The organism is Micromonospora sp. NPDC048999 (genome assembly GCF_040649295.1).
Taxonomy (GTDB): domain Bacteria; phylum Actinomycetota; class Actinomycetes; order Mycobacteriales; family Micromonosporaceae; genus Micromonospora.
The window spans coordinates 19,086-33,377 of record NZ_JBEZFI010000013.1; the positions used below are offsets into that span (position 1 = coordinate 19,086).

A 14,292-nucleotide genomic window follows, 5' to 3' on the forward strand; every position below is an offset into this window, starting at 1 on the left:
ATCACCACTTCACGGTGACGTCGCGGGAACCACCGGGTACGCCGTTCTTGTAGGCCACCGCGCGTAGGAAGAAGCTGGTCCCGGGCGCGCAGTCCCAGTAGGCGGTGCCGCTGCCGTTCGCCGCCCCGGAGAGGCCGACGAGGGAGCTGGCCATGTCACCGTTGTAGAAGACACGTACCTCGTCGGCGCCACGGCTCGACCACCGCAGCTCAAGATTCGCCGCACTGCCGTCGCACCTGAGCTTCGACACCGTGAAGTTCGTGACCCGCGTCGCGTCGGGCCACCGGCCCTTGTAGTCCTTGTACGGCCCCGCGGTCTGCCCCGACTGCGGGACGGCACGGAACAGGAAGGTGCCGTTCGGCGTGCAGGGGAAGGAGAAGGTCGCCTCGCCCGAGGCGCCGTCGAACCCCCCCAGGAATGCGCTCGCCGTCGGGCCGGACAGCTGCACGTTGTCGGCGCGGACGGCCTTCCACGAGACGTCGAACTGACCCTCCCAGGATCCGATCTGAGGGTTGGTCATGCACGTGATGTTCTTGACGACGATGCTCGTCATCGCGGGGCCGGTCGGCTTGGGTGCCGGCGCCTGCGACTGCGGCGCGGCGGAGCTCGGGGCCGCTGACGAGCCGTCGGGCGTGGGTTCGCCGCTGCCGCCGGGTGTGTCGTCGGGCGGCGCGGACTCGGTGCCGCCGTTCGGCGTGGCCTCCGGTGTGCCCTGCGGTGTGCCCCTGTCGCCGTGCCTGCTGGCAAGGGTCATGGCGGCGTACCCGCCGGTGCCGAGCAGCGCCACGAGAACGACGACGAGGGCCGCGACCAGCAGGCCCCGGCGCTTCTTGGGTGGGGGAGCCGCCGGAGCCGGCGTGGGCGGTGGCACCGGTGGCGCCGGGGGCGGGCTTCCGAGGCGGGTCGCCGACCCCGCCCCGGGGGTGCCCGCGAAGGTCATCCCCGGCGGCGGGGGAAGGACCGTCGCGGCGGGGTTCGCCGAGCCCGCCGCAGCGGCCGGCTGCTGCGACACGCCGGGGTTCTGCGACACGCCCGGGTGCTGTGCCGCGCCCGCAAGCTGCGTCCCGCCACCGGCCGGCGGCAGGATGGTCGGGGCCGGCGGCAGGATCGTGGCCCCGGGGGCAGGTGGTGGTGCCCCCGGGGCAGGTGGCGGTGGCGGCGCGTCCGGGGTGGCCACCACCATCACCGGCAGGTTGTCCACCCGCAGACCCAGTTCCTGTTGTATGCCGCGCAGGGCCTCCCCGAATTCCGCGGCGCTGGCGTACCGGTCGGTGGCGGCTTTGGCCATGGCCCGGCGCAGCACGCCCAGCAGCGACTCCGGCAGGTCGTCGCGGGGCGGCGGGGCCTCGGAGTTGAGCACCTTGTCCACGAAGACGGCCAGCCCCGCCGAGCCCGACATGGCGAACGGCGGATGCCCGGCCAGCAGCTGATACAGGGTGGAACCGAGGTTGTAGACATCGGCGGCGACGCCCGCCGGCTCGCCCCGCAGGACCTCCGGCGGAGCATGATTCGGCGTGTACGCCTGCGTGTTGCGCGTCATGGACCGGTGGTCGCTGATGGTCGCGATGCCGAAGTCGGCGAGGGCCGGTTCACCGATCGCGGTGATCAGGATGTTCTCCGGCTTGATGTCGCGATGGATGATGTCCACCCGGTGTGCGGTCTCCAGCGCACCGGCGATCGTCACCCCGGCGTGCAGGACGTCGGCGAGCGGGAGCGGGCCCTCGCGGGCGACGCGGTCTGCCAGCGACCCCTGGGGGCACAGCGCCATCGTCAGGAACGGCCGCCCGTCGGTCAGGAAACCCGAGTCCAGGATCGTCACGATGTTCGGATGGCCGGTCAACCGGCCGGTGGCCGCCCGCTCGCGCTGCAGCCTCCGGCGCAGCCCGTCGTCGTTGATGCCGATGTCGAGCACCTTGACGGCGACCCGGCGGTCGTAGTCGACCTGCCGGGCGGAGTAGACGGCGGAGAAGCCGCCCCGGCCGAGCAGCCGAAAGTCGTCGTAGCCGGGGATACTGACATCACTCACCGGATGCCCCTATTCACCTACACCTTTGCGCGGACTTTGCTGGATCATGGTGGCGGCGCATCCTCACAGTTTTCAAGGTCCGGTCGGGCATATGTCAGCCCTCGACCAGGCCACCTCCTAAATTGTCGGCTCACGCCGGGAATATCTCCAGCACCAGCGGGAAAGCTCGGGCATGGCCTCTCCGGACAGCCCTGGCCGGGGACCGAGCCACTCGGCGGGAAGCTACGGTCCGGCACGATTGCTGCCGGCCGCGCGGCGTCTTCTTGCCAGCCGGCAACTGGTGGCCATCCTGGTGATCTCCATCCAGGGTGGGCTCGCCACGACGGCCGCCTGGATCATCGCCAAGGACTACCTCGGCCGGGACGCGCCGGTCTTCGCACCGATCGCCGCGCTCGCCACCATCGCCTCCGCCGCCGGGCAACGCGCCAGACAGACGATGGAACTGCTCATCGGCGTGGGGCTGGGCATCAGCGTGGCCGACGCCCTGCTCTACGTGTTCGGCACCGGAGCGTGGCAGATCGGCGTGGTCGTCTTCTTTTCCATCGCGCTCGGCCTGCTGGTGGCCGGCCGCAGTGGTGCCCTGGTCAGTCAGGCCGGCGCCACGGCCACTCTGTTCGCCACGCTCGCCGGCAACCAGAAGAGTCTCGAGCTGGGCCGCATCATCGACGCCGCCGTGGGTGCGTCGGTCGGCTTCCTCACCGTGGCACTGCTGCTGCCCCTCGACCCGTTGCGGGCCGTCGACCGGGCCGCCAAGCCGTTCTTCACCAACCTCGCCGACGCCATCCATGCCACCGCCCAGGCCCTGGCCGCCGGCGACCAGGACAAGGCCGTGCAGGTGCTGGAGCGACTCAACAACACCGTCACCACTGACACCAACCGTCTCAACGACGCCCTGCGGGCCGCCGAGGAAACGGTGACCATCGCCCCCTGGTGGCGCCGGCGGCGCGACCGCTACCGGCACTACCGGACCGCCCTCGACCGACTCGCCGCCTTCACCACCGACGTCAGGGTGATGACCCGCCGGGTCGCCACCCTGCTCCAGTACCACGAACCCGTCCCGCCGCCACTGCATCAGGCCGTCGACGCCCTCGGCGACGCCCTGACCCACCTCTATCGTGACTGCAGCGGCGCCCAGGCGGACGGGCAGACCCGCCAGAGCGTTCTGCACGCCGCACGACTGGCCGGACAGGCCAGCAAACAGCAGATCGGTACGTTCGGCGGGACCGTCATCCTGCAGATCCGCAGCGCCGCCAGCGACCTGCTCCGGGCCACCGACATCACCCCGCAGGAGGCCAACCACCTCGTCCGTGACGCTGCCACCGCCCCCGACGAGGACCGGTAGTCGGATGTCTCAAGGCACGGTCTTATGAAACCCGGCCTAAACCTTGGCGGGCTCCGTACGCGGGCGCGCCGGCTCAGCTTGCTCCGGGTGGCTCGGCGCCGACCCGGTGCGCTCCACCCGGCGGCCATGAGCCAGCAGCACGATCGCGGCGGCCAGTAGGAGTGGCGGTAGCAGGGGCGCGGCCGACGGCAGGTGAGCGCGCAGCACGGCGGCTGTCGCCGCTCCGGCGACCAGCGCGAGCAGCTGGATGAACCGTTGGCCCTGACCGGACCGTTGCCCGGTCACCAGCGCGCCGATCGCCGTGGTGAGGGTGCCGGTCAGGTACGTCGTGGGAACCTTCAGCCGCAAGGCCACCGCGCTCTGGCCGCCCATCGCCAGCGCCGCCACCGCCAGGAGCGCACCGGCCGCCACCGGATCCGGCCGTGAGCCGGTCGCCAGCAGACCGGCCGCCAACACGATCAGCGCGACCAACTCGGCGGCGAGCGGACCCAGCACCGCGGCCGGCCGGGCCCGGCCCAACCACGTCCACACCCCCACCCCGACGCCGAACCCGGCCGTCGCGGTCACGGCTGCGAGCGCCCGGTGGGGATCAGCGCCGCTCAGACCGTAGCCCAGGGTCACCAGGTTGCCGGTGACGATGCTGGCGAAGGCGCCACCGAGGATGGTTACCGCCAGCAGGTCCACCGCGCCCGCGCAGGCCGCCAGCGCCGCGGCACCCACCAGCTGCGATCGCCGTCGTTGCACCCTGCCATCCTGACAGCCGGACCGGGCCCGGCCCGGTGCGTACCGCTGTGATCCTCTGCTCATCGCAGCGCGCGGAGGAAACGGTGACGAGGTGCTCCGTTCAGTGGGCGGGCACGACCTCGGCCGAATCGGCGCCGACGGTCTCCGGCGTCGGTTGCTGGTCGCCGGGTGCCTCCGGGGACGGGGCGGGACGACCGACCGCCTTCACCACCGCCACCGCCACCAGGGTGGTCAGCGGAATGGCGAGCACCAGACCGATGGAGGCGACCAGGGTACGGACGATCTCCTCGGCGATCTGCGCGCTGCTCAGCACGGCGAGAACCGGCCGGTCGTAGACGTTGACCAGCAGCATGATCGGCAATGCGGCGCCGGCATAGGCGAAGGCGATGGTGTAGACCGTCGAGGCGATATGGTCTCGACCGATCCGCATCGCGCTGCCGAACAGTTTTCGTGCCGAGGTCTGTGGTGCCAGCTCGTACAGTTCCCACACCGCCGACGACTGGGTGATGGTGACGTCGTTGAGCACGCCGAGCCCCGCCACGATGATTCCGCAGAGCACGATGTCGGTCATGTTGACCTGATGGTTGAACATCGCGAGGGTGATCCCGTCGCGGTCGCCGAGACCGGTCAGGTGCGCGGCCGCGGCGGCCCAGACGCCGAGGCCGGCCGTGGCCAGCAGCCCGAAGAGGGTGCCGACCAGGGCGGTGGTGGTCCGGGCCGAGAAGCCGTGGGCCAGATAGAGGACGACGAACATGATGGCCGCGGCGCCAACCACCCCGACGAGCAGCCCGGAGTTGCCGACCAGCAGCGCGGGCAGCATGAACTTGACGATGATCAGGCCGGCGATCCCCAGGCCGATCAGCGCCCGTAGGCCGCGCAGCCGGGCCACACCGACCACCACCAGGGCGTACGCGACGGCGAGGAGCGCGAGTGGCATCGTCCGCGCGTAGTCGTGGAAGCCGTACACCGCGGGCCCGCTCTGGTGGTTGAAGATCCGGACCACCTTGATCCGATCCCCGATCTTCAGGCCGGTGCGCAGCGACTCGGCGGGCACGTCGACGGTGACGATGCCGTCCCGCTCCGGTCCGGTCTCCAGTCGCGCCTGCACCGTGGCGCAGGTGGTCACCGGAATGTTTCCGTTCTCGTCCGGGCGTCGGTTGGCGGCGGGGCACTCGTACGGAGCGATCGCCACGACGGTCGCCTCCGGATAGGTGAGATTCCGCGTGTCCGTGCTGGCCCCGGACGAGGAGACCTCACCGGCCTTGGGCCAGAGCAGAACCATGCCCAGCGCGGTCGCGAGCGCCAGGGGAACCAGGACCAGCGTCAGGAGCACGAGGGCGCGGCGGCGGCTCGCCGGGTCGGTCGAGGTAACGCCCGCAGCGGGCGTGTCCCCGGGCCGACCGTGGGTGTGGTGGTGGGAATGCATGTACGGCTCCGGCCTTGAGGGGTCACGGTGGGGTTGAGGCAGGCGTGGCCGCCGACCGCGAGCGGTCGGCGGCCACCGAACTGTCACCAGGGTTGGCCCGTAGCGTTACGGCCCCCCAGGGTCAGCTCTTGGGTACGTTGAGCTCCCGAACCTGCACCGCCTCGGCGTTGCCGGCGATGTCAACCGCGAACCACTTGACGGTGGTCTTGGCGTGGATGGTGATCTGCTCCGCACCCTCGCGCGCGCCGGAGGAAGCGAGCTTCAACGACGAAGTGGTCGGCGTGCTGCCGTCGAGCGTGTAGTAGATGTTGGCCGCCTCGTTCACCTTGAAGGTGAACTTGGTGAGACCGGCATCCTTGGCCTTGACCAGCAGCTCCGACGTCGGCGCGGTCTTGTCCGCCCCGAACTTCTTCGCCACGTCCAGGATCGCGATCTGGCCGCTGGAGAACTCCATCGCTTCCTCGTGGCCCTCGGCGAACGTCGGCTGGAAGCCGACTGCCGTGTACCGGTTGGTCGCCTTGTTGTAGACGTCGGCGCCGACCTCGAAGTCCCAGCCGATGATGCCCCGCTTGTACCAGTGCTCGTCGGCGCTGTTACCGGCCGCCGAGTAGAGCACGTCGGTCACCGGTCCGGTGCGGCCCGGCCAGATCGCGGTGCCCCGCCAGGACTGCACCGCGGAGAGGATCTTCGAAGAGGCGTCCCAGAAGTAGTTCTCGGTGCCGTAGTCGACCCGGGGCAGAACCTCACGGCCGGCGGTCTTGTAGGCGCCCGGCGGCCACATGAAGTACCCACCGTAGGAGTGGGTGTTCATCGCGAACTTGATGTTCGGGAACTCGTTGACCAGCCAGACCTCGTTCTTCGCCTCCGGCTCGGAGAGCGTGGTCGGGCCGGAGAAGGTGTCGCCGGTGCAGCTCGACGAGGCGCCGCTGTAGCCGTCGAAGATCGTACCGACGGTGAAGTTGCGGTTCAGGTCGACGCCCCAGGCGTTCCGGTTGCCCGGGTCGGACGCGCTGGCGGCGCAGTGGTTGGTCATGTTACGACGCTGCGAGTTGTAGTCGTAGAAGCTGTAGTGCGCGCCGTCCGGGTTGACCACCGGCATGATGAAGATGTCCAGCCCGTTGACCAGGTTCTGGGTCTTGGTGTCCTGCGCGTAGTTGCGCAGCAGCCGCTCCGCGGTCTCGACACAGGTGATCGGGGTGACCCACTCCCGCGCGTGCTCCTGGCAGTAGATGAACACGCCGGTCCGCGAGCCGTCCTTGGCGCGGCCGATCCGCAGCACCTTGTTCTGGAACGGGTCCCGCGAGACGCTGGCCGGCGCCTTCAGGTAGTCGGTCAGCTTGGTCAGGCCGGCGGTGGCGACCACGCCGGTGCCGGCGTTGCCCCGGTAGAGGTCAGCGGTCAGCAGGGCGGAGGCGGCGGCGTTGCCGTTGATCGCCGCGACGACCTGGGCGGCGGTGCTGGTGGCGGCGCCGGAGCCGTTGGTGGCCAGCGAGACCACCACGTTCTTGTCCGTCACCGAGACGCCGAGGGGCTGGTTGGCCCCGCCCGGGTTGACCACCGACGCGGTGATGTCGTTGCCACCCTGGTGACCCCACGCCTTCGACGTCACGTAGAACATGCTCTGCGACGCCGAGCCGAACTGGGCCTGCGCCTTGCGGCGGTAGCCGTTCGTCTTGTTCGGCAGGTCGATCAGCTGGGTGATCTTCGGGAACTCCTGGTGGAGCGAGGTGAGCCGAGCCATGATCTCGGTCGGGTCCATGTAGTGGTCGACGAAGTCCGAGACGTAGCTCTCGTTCGCCTCCGGGGTCTTCTTCCCCAGCCACTTCGTGACCGACGCCTTGACGGTGCCGCCCTTGTTGCTGGTGAAGACCACCCGGTCCGGCACTGCGGTGGTCAGCGGCAGCGGGTTGGTGAAGCGGTGGTACATGTACTGGCCGGCGTCGGTGAACCGGGAGAGAGTCGCGGTGCCGCCCGAGCCGGCCGGGGTGTTAACCCCGGTGTCCCAGCTGGCGGTGATCACGGTGGCGGCGTCGACGGCGCTCGACTTGACCTCGAAGGACAGGAAGCGGTTGCCGTCCAGGCTGGTGAACCACTCGGCCCGCAGCACGGTCAGCTTGTCCGCCTCCGCCGCGGCGGCCTCGGCGACCGCGATGGCCTCGTTGCGCTCGGCGATGTTCTCCGCGTAGTCCGTCTGGTCCAGGATCTTGTCCTGGACGTTGAAGCCCATGGCGCGGAGCGCGTCGCTCTCCGCCGGGCTGAGGACGGCGTGCACCTCGATGCCGTTTTCGAGTTGCTTGTTGTACTCCGCCAGGTCGACCCCCAGGTCGACAAGACGGTCCACCTCCGCCCGATCGGCGGCAACGATGCGCATAAGCGCGACACCGTTCTGTTCAGTGCTAGAATTGCGGTCCGGCACAACTCGGCCACCGTCGGTAGACGGGCTCGCCAGTGTCGGCAGCGCGCCGAAGGCGATGGCCGCGGGCAGGGTTACCAGCGCTAGGAGGCGACCCACCCCGACCTTTTTCCCGAATCTCCTCATGGGAGTTCCCTTCAATCGAGCGTGCTTGATACCGCCCCGGCATTCGCAGTGTCGGGGCGGATCCCTTGGCGCACGCGGGCTGGGCGAAGTGTGTTTCGTGTTACGTATGTTGTCAAGGGTTCACGTGTGGCTGTTATGATGAGGCATCGATGGTTGTAAGTTTTACTGGCTTCATATCCATCAATTTGAACGCGTGAGTCAGTGTTCCGGGAAGTGGCGGCGCTGATTCTTCCGGATGGCCTATGGCGAGGTGAGAGGCTCGCGCTCATTCCGTCGGGCGCGGCTGCGTGGCCGGGGCTGATGTGGGTGTGGCCCTCGCGTGTCCGGGCTGAGAATCTGTCGCGCGCGCCCCGTCTGCGGGGTGCCTGTTATGCAACCGTTACCGGTGCAGGGCGGCAGGGACAGCCGTCGGCCAGGGTCGAATGTGGTCGGGTGACGGCCCGTCAGGCGAGGTCGAATCGGTCCAGGTTCATGACCTTGACCCACGCCGCGACGAAGTCCTGGACGAACTTCTCCTGCGCGTCGCGGCCGGCGTAGACCTCGGCGATGGCGCGGAGCTGGGAGTTCGCCCCGAAGACGAGGTCAACCGCGGTGGCGGTCCACTTGACCTCACCCGTAGCGCGGTCCCGCCCCTCGAACACGTTCTCGGCCGAGGCGGATGACTTCCACTCGGTGCCAATGTCGAGCAGGTTCACGAAGAAGTCGTTCGTCAGCGTCTCGGGCCGGTCGGTCAGGACACCGTGTGGCGTCCGGCCCGCGTTGGCGGTCAAGGCCCGCATGCCGCCCAGCAGTACCGTCATCTCGGGTGCGGTCAGCGTCAACAGGCTGGCCCGGTCCAGCAGCAGGGTCTCCGGCGACAACTTCCGGCCGGCCCGCAGGTAGTTGCGGAATCCGTCCGCCCTCGGCTCGAGCACGGCGAACGACTCCACGTCGGTCTGCTCCTGCGCGGCGTCCGTACGCCCCGCCGCGAAGCGGACCGTGACGTCATGCCCGGCGTTCTTGGCCGCCTGCTCGACGGCCGCGCACCCGCCGAGGACGATCACATCAGCGAGCGAGACCTTCTGCCGACCGGACTGTGAGTTGTTGAAGTCCTGTTGGATCTGCTCCAGTGCCTGCAGTGCCGTGGCGAGCTCGGCCGGCTCGTTGACTTCCCAGTCTTTCTGCGGTTCCAGGCGGATCCGCGCCCCGTTGGCCCCGCCACGCATGTCGGTGCCGCGGAAGCTCGCCGCCGACGCCCAGGCGGTCAAGGCCAGCCGGGAGATGGACAGCCCCGACGCGAGGAGCCTGGCCTTGAGGGCCGCGACGTCCTCGTCCCCGATCAGGTCGTGATCGACCGCCGGGACCGGGTCCTGCCACAGCTGCGGCTCGGGAATCCACGGGCCGAGGTAGCGCGAAACGGGTCCCATGTCGCGGTGCAACAGCTTGGACCACGCCTTGGCGAACGCCTCCGCGAGCTGGTCCGGGTTCTCCAGGAACCGCCGTGAGATCTGCTCGTAGGTCGGGTCGAACCGGAGCGCGAGGTCGGACGTGAGCATCCGCGGTTCGCGGCGTTTCGACGGATCGTGCGCCTCGGGCACCATGTCAGCGCCCGCGCCGTTCTTGGGCCGCCACTGGTGCGCGCCGGCCGGCGACCGCATCAGTTCCCACTCGTAGCCGAAGAGGATCTGGAAGAACTCGTTGTCCCACCGGGTCGGATGGTAGGTCCAGGTGACCTCGATCCCGCTGGTGATGGTGTCGCCGCCCATGCCGCTGCCGAAGGTGTTCCGCCAGCCGAGGCCCTGGCTCTCGAGGGGAGCCCCCTCGGGCTCGGGGCCGACGTACTCGGCGGAGGCGGCCCCGTGGGTCTTGCCGAACGTGTGGCCACCGGCGATGAGCGCGACGGTCTCCTCGTCGTTCATCGCCATCCGGCGGAACGTCTCACGGATGTCCCGGGCGGAAGCCAGCGGATCCGGAGTGCCGTTGGGCCCCTCCGGGTTCACATAGATCAGGCCCATCTGCACCGCGCCGAGCGGAGCCGCGAGTTTCCTGTCCCCGCTGTAGCGCTCGTCGCCGAGCCAGGTGTCCTCGGGCCCCCAGAAGATCTCCTCGGGCTCCCAGATGTCCTCTCGGCCGAAGCCGAAGCCGAACGTCGTGAAGCCCATCGACTCCAGGGCGCAGTTCCCGGTGAAGACCAGAAGGTCGGCCCAGGAGATCTTCCGCCCGTACTTCTGCTTGACCGGCCAGAGCAGCCGGCGCGCCTTGTCGAGGTTCGCGTTGTCGGGCCAACTGTTGAGCGGGGCGAAGCGCTGCCCGCCGTCGCCGGCGCCGCCGCGGCCGTCTTCGATGCGGTATGTGCCGGCGGCGTGCCAGCTCATTCGGATGAAGAGCGGCCCGTAGTGGCCGAAGTCGGCCGGCCACCAGTCCTGCGACGTCGTCAGCACCTCGAAGATGTCCCGCTTCAGGGCGTCGACGTCGAGGGTCTTGAACTCTTCCGTGTAGTCGAAAGTCGCGCCGAGCGGGTTGGCCTGGGGTGAGCGCTGATGGAGCACCTGCAGGTTCAGCTGATTCGGCCACCAGTCCTGGTTCGTTCTCGGCCGACTCGGCTTCACGGTCGGGGAGGGGATTGCTGGGTTCTCGCTCTCGCTGCCGCGCTCAACCACGTCAGGCCCTCTCCTTCATGTCTTCCCGTTCGGTCACCTGATCGCTGCAACCACGGTGCGCAGTATGCCCCACTTTGGCGTTGAATGCGGTGCATCCGGCGGCAAGGTCTGGCGTGTCCGGGGTGCTCAGCCGGGCAGCAGCCGGGCCAGGGCGCGCAGCGCGGTGCGTACGGCGTCCTCGTCGGCGCTGAGGCTGACCCGCAGGCCGGGCGGGGCGCCCCGCCGCGCGGCGAACTCGTCGGCGCCGGCGACCGCGATGCCCCGGCGGCGGGCGGACGCGGTGACCGCCTCGGCGTCGTGCGGGAGGCGTACCCAGGCGAAGGGTGCCGGCCCGGGGGCGCTGACCCGCTCGCCGAGCAGTTCCCGGGCGAGCGCGGCGCGGCCGGCCAGCTCGGCGGCGCGGGCGGCGGCGAGCCGGTGCGCGGCCCCGCTGAGCACGAGTTCGGTGACGACCTCGGCGACCAGCGGCGCGGCCGCCCAGGCGAGGGCCTGGGCGGCGGCGTGGAGCGGCTCGGCGAGGCTCGGCGGGGCGTACCGGTAGCCGATCCGCAGCCCGGGGGCGAGCGTCTTGGTGATGCCGGTGAGGTGCACGGTCCGTCGGTGCCAGGCGGCGACCGGCGGCGGCCGGTCGGGCAGCAGCGCGCCGAACGGGTCCTCCTCGATGACGGTGAGGTCGTGGGCGGTGGCGACGGCGGCGAGTTCCCGGCGGCGCTCGGCCGGCATGGTCAGCCCGGTGGGGTTGTGCAGGGTGGGGTGCAGGTGCAGCGCGGCGACGCGGCGGCGGGCGCAGAGCCGGTCGACCGCGTCCGGCCGCGCACCGGCCGCGTCGCTGGGCACGGTGGCCAGTTCGACGCGGAGCAGCCGGGCGGCGGCCAGCAGACCGGGGTTGGTCAGCTCGGTGGTGATCACCACCTGTCGGGGTTGGGCGAGGGCGGCCAGGGCGGCGGCGAGGCCGTGCTGCCCGCCGGCGGTCACCTCGACGCTGCCGGGCTCGGGTCGCCAGCCGGCGTGGGCCATCCAGCGGGCACCGGCTATCCGGTGCCGGACCGCATCGGCGTCCTCGGCGCCGACCGCCAGGGGGTCGGCGGCGATCCGGTGCAGGATCGGCGCGACGGCCCGGTGCACCGGCCCGTGCCCGGGCGGGTGCACCGCGGCCACGTCCAGCACCGGCGTGGCGGCGGCCGCCGGGGCGGGGGCGGGGGCGGGGGCGACGAAGGTGCCCCGGCCGACCTCGCCGGTGAGCAGGCCGCGGCGGGCGGCCACCTGGTAGGCCCGGCCGACGGTGGCGATGGTGACGCCGAGCCGCCGGGCCAGTTCCCGCTGCGGTGGCAGCCGGTCGCCGGGGCCGAGCCGGCCCGCCGCGATGTCCGCGCCGATCGCGTCGGCCAGCGCCAGATAGCGGGGCCCGGCCCCGGACGGCCCTGCCGGCTCCCAGATTGTCACCGTGACAATCTAGCCGCCGGGTCCGGCCGGCCACCGCCGGATTGTCACCGTGACAATCCGGTCCGCCCGACTTCCCGGGTACGCGGGCAGGCTGCCCGCATGACCGTCACCTCCGCCGCCCTATGGCGGCACGCCACCTTCCGCCGGCTCTGGCTCTCCGACGCGGTCAGCACCCTCGGCACCCACGTCACCACGGTGGCGCTGCCGCTCGCCGCGCTGACCGTGCTCGGCGCCGGGCCGACCGGGGTCGCCGTGCTGACCGCCGCGACCACCCTGCCGTACCTGCTGCTCGGCATTCCGGCCGGGGCGATCGTGGACCGGCTGCCCCGCCGCACGGTGCTGGTCGCCACCGACCTGGCCCGGGCGCTGCTGCTGGCCAGCGTGCCACTCGCCTGGGCGGCCGGGCTGCTCACCCTGGCCCAGCTCGTGGCGGTGGCGCTGCTCGCCGGTTGCGCCACGGTGCTGTTCGACGTCGCCTACTTCGCCGCGGTGCCGGCGGTGGTGCCGGCCGCGCGGCTGGCCGACGCGAACGCCCGCCTGGAGGCGACCCGGGCGGTCGGGCAGACCGCCGGCCCGGGGGTGGCCGGCATCCTGGTCGGCGCGCTCGGCGCGCCCGTCGCGCTGCTCGTCGACGTGGCCAGCTTCGTCGTCTCGGCCCTGTTCCTGGCCGGTACGCCCCGACTGGCCCGTCAGGCCGCCCCCGGTTCCGGCGGCATGTGGCGGGACGCCGCCGGCGGCGTCCGCTTCGTGCTGCGCAACCCGATCGTGCGGGCGCTGACCCTCTGCTCCGGGCTGACCAACCTCTGGCACGCTGGCTTCCTGGCCATGCTGCTGGTGTACGCGGTCCGCGAGCTGCACCTGCCCGCCGTCACGGTCGGCCTGCTGGTCGCCGGCGCCAATGTCGGATACCTGCTCGGCGCGGCGGTCGCGGGCCGGGCCCGCACCCGCCTGGGCGTCGGCCGGGCGATCACGGGGGCGGCCGTGCTGCAGGCCGGCGCGGTGCTGGTGCTCGTGCCGCACCCGCTCGGCATCGGCGCCGGGCTGGCCGTGAACGCCTTCGCCAGTGGTCTCTACAACGTGAACGCGGTCAGCCTCCGGCAGGCCGCCACACCGCCGGCGATGCTGTCCCGGATGACCGCCACCAGCCGGTTCGTGATCTGGGGTGCGATGCCGCTCGGCGCGGCCCTCGGCGGCGTGCTGACCGGATTGCTGGGGGCGCCGGCGTACCTCGCGCTGGCCTCGGTGGGGATGGCCGCGGCGGCAGCGGTGACCCGGCGGTCGCCGGTGTGGCGTACCCGGGAGATCCCGACGCCGGACCAGCCACCGGCTCCGGCCGAGACCCACGCGGCGGTGGCCGCCGGCCGGTGACCACCGTTTGTCCCCGCCGAGCGCGGGTAAGCCGCGACGGCTCCAGGCACCCTGCGGTGCCTGGAGCCGTCCGAGACCCGGCGGCGGGCGGCGACGACACAGGAGGCGGCGTGCGGTTTCCCCGATTCGTCGAGACGGTGGCCCGCCGCGCCGAGCTGCCCACCGGGCAGGCCGCGATGATCTCCCGCGCGGTGCTGCAGACCCTCGCCGAGCGGGTGACGGCGGGGGAGGCGGACGAGTTGGCCGCGCAGTTGCCGGACGAGCTGGGCGGTTACCTGGCCCCGGCCGAGGGCGGCGCGCCCGGGGGAATGGTGGCCTTCCTGCGCCGGGTGGCCGAGCTGACCGGGGTGGATCCGGCGGTCGCCGAGGTGGGCACCCTCGCGGTGCTCGCCACGCTGCGCGAGGCGGTGACGGTCGGCGAGTTCCACGATCTGGTGGCGCAGCTGCCGAAGGGATTCGACGTGTTGGTCGATCCCATCCCGCGTTACGATGACCGGTGACTGCTCCCCGACAGCGGGTTGAGCTGCGGCGACGGAGGCCGCGTCGGCGAAAATTCCACGGTTCTACCGCAGTTTTACCGCAAAACGTACTCGACAGTAGACACTTACGCCGGAAATCATCTACGCGCTAGAGGGATGATCGGACGATTTCCTCCGTCCGAGGTGGCATCCGGTGTAGGCCCTTCGGCCCGACCCTGATCGATGCCCTTCCCATCGGGAAATTGAGTCATATTCTGCTTCCAATGTGTAGTCCTGGGGGGGATCA

The 14,292-nt window shown here is 71.0% G+C and carries 9 protein-coding genes; 3 read left to right on the top strand and 6 right to left on the bottom strand.

Annotated features, from left to right (window positions below; genetic code table 11):
* Position 1: 1 nt before the first annotated feature.
* Positions 2-2,026, bottom strand: coding sequence for a serine/threonine-protein kinase (locus AB0C02_RS16330; protein ID WP_357548825.1), 2,025 nt, complete (start codon positions 2,024-2,026; stop codon positions 2-4).
* A gap of 280 nt (positions 2,027-2,306) precedes the next feature.
* Here AB0C02_RS16330 and AB0C02_RS16335 point away from each other — a divergent pair, with 280 nt between their 5' ends.
* Positions 2,307-3,368 (top strand): FUSC family protein, encoded by a 1,062-nt coding sequence (locus tag AB0C02_RS16335; RefSeq protein ID WP_357548827.1) that lies wholly within the window; start codon positions 2,307-2,309, stop codon positions 3,366-3,368.
* A 36-nt stretch (positions 3,369-3,404) separates the two neighbouring features.
* Here the strand turns inward: AB0C02_RS16335 and AB0C02_RS16340 are convergent, their stop codons facing one another.
* The 5 genes from AB0C02_RS16340 to AB0C02_RS16360 form a co-directional block, all read right to left on the bottom strand.
* Positions 3,405-4,112 carry a YoaK family protein gene (locus AB0C02_RS16340; RefSeq protein WP_357548830.1) on the bottom strand — a complete coding sequence of 236 codons (708 nt, stop codon included), beginning with the start codon at positions 4,110-4,112 and terminating at the stop codon, positions 3,405-3,407.
* A 100-nt stretch (positions 4,113-4,212) separates the two neighbouring features.
* Positions 4,213-5,538, bottom strand: coding sequence for a YibE/F family protein (locus AB0C02_RS16345; RefSeq protein WP_357548832.1), 1,326 nt, complete (start codon positions 5,536-5,538; stop codon positions 4,213-4,215).
* Between the two features lie 121 nt (positions 5,539-5,659).
* Entirely contained in the window at positions 5,660-7,909 is a 2,250-nt protein-coding gene (locus tag AB0C02_RS16350; protein WP_357548835.1) for a M14 family metallopeptidase, read from the bottom strand.
* 611 nt (positions 7,910-8,520) lie between these two features.
* On the bottom strand, positions 8,521-10,716 hold the full coding sequence (gene katG / locus AB0C02_RS16355; protein ID WP_357548837.1) for a catalase/peroxidase HPI: 2,196 nt from the start codon (positions 10,714-10,716) through the stop codon (positions 8,521-8,523).
* Between the two features lie 126 nt (positions 10,717-10,842).
* Positions 10,843-12,159 carry a PLP-dependent aminotransferase family protein gene (locus tag AB0C02_RS16360; RefSeq protein ID WP_357548839.1) on the bottom strand — a complete coding sequence of 439 codons (1,317 nt, stop codon included), beginning with the start codon at positions 12,157-12,159 and terminating at the stop codon, positions 10,843-10,845.
* A gap of 99 nt (positions 12,160-12,258) precedes the next feature.
* On the opposite strand from AB0C02_RS16360, the gene AB0C02_RS16365 reads away from it, so the two are divergent.
* On the top strand, positions 12,259-13,527 hold the full coding sequence (locus AB0C02_RS16365) for an MFS transporter (RefSeq protein ID WP_357548842.1): 1,269 nt from the start codon (positions 12,259-12,261) through the stop codon (positions 13,525-13,527).
* 110 nt (positions 13,528-13,637) lie between these two features.
* Positions 13,638-14,027 (top strand): DUF2267 domain-containing protein, encoded by a 390-nt coding sequence (locus tag AB0C02_RS16370; RefSeq protein WP_357548844.1) that lies wholly within the window; start codon positions 13,638-13,640, stop codon positions 14,025-14,027.
* Positions 14,028-14,292 lie beyond the last annotated feature (265 nt).

Coding starts and splice junctions, on each gene's coding strand:
- AB0C02_RS16365 (WP_357548842.1), top strand. CDS start 12,259: ATGACCGTCACCTCCGCCGCCCTATGGCGGCACGCCACCTTCCGCCGG.
- AB0C02_RS16345 (WP_357548832.1), bottom strand. CDS start 5,538: ATGCATTCCCACCACCACACCCACGGTCGGCCCGGGGACACGCCCGCT.
- AB0C02_RS16350 (WP_357548835.1), bottom strand. CDS start 7,909: ATGCGCATCGTTGCCGCCGATCGGGCGGAGGTGGACCGTCTTGTCGAC.